Annotated in this window: 2 protein-coding genes; both read left to right on the forward strand. The window is 38.0% G+C overall.

Annotation, left to right across the window (positions count from 1 at the left end; translation table 11 throughout):
* Positions 1-330: GNAT family N-acetyltransferase (locus tag D1841_RS18035; protein ID WP_166554367.1), on the forward strand; the 330-nt coding region annotated here is incomplete at its 5' end.
* Between the two features lie 191 nt (positions 331-521).
* On the forward strand, positions 522-658 hold a 137-nt coding region (locus D1841_RS18040; protein WP_166554368.1), incomplete at its 3' end, for an ATP cone domain-containing protein.

The following is a 658-nucleotide window of genomic DNA, read 5'->3' on the forward strand; positions in this document are numbered from 1 at the left end:
ATCGGAAAAATTTATCTTTCCAGAATTGACACGCATGATGACTCGCTGGATGTCACCAGAATTTATATTGCAGATCCGTCTAAACGCGGAAAGGGATATGGGGAAGAAGCACTTCGCCTGATTTTGGAGTATGCTTTTATCAACCTGCATATGGAAAGGGTCACTATTGACCACTTTGAAGCAAATAAGATTGCCGCTTCTTTGTACGAGAAAGTAGGATTTAAAAACGAGGGTCTCATGAGGAATGCCGGTAAGAAAAATGGAAAATATATCAATCTTCAGTTAAAGTCCATGCTGAGAGCAGAGTACTACGAGAAACTTCATAAATAAGTAGCAGGTTGAACTGATTGAAATGAGCACATCGAGAATGATGTGCTTTTTAACTGCTTTGTATTTTTTTTTATTATTGCTGTTTAGAGGTTGACCTTCCGTGGTAACAATAGTATAATCACTTTGGGAAAAATTGAAAAAAGTACTAGATATTGTGGATATTAAGGAGAAATTGCGAAATGGAAAGCATCATGAAAATTGTCAAGAGAGACGGCAGAACTGTCAATTTTGATGTAGAGAAAATAACAGAAGCTATTTTTAAAGCGGCTCAGGTACTGGGTGGTAAGGACAGAGATATGGCAGCATATCTTGCCAGACAGGTGGAACT

The sequence above is a fragment of the Neglectibacter sp. X4 genome (assembly GCF_009917365.1).
Classification (GTDB): domain Bacteria; phylum Bacillota; class Clostridia; order Oscillospirales; family Acutalibacteraceae; genus Acutalibacter.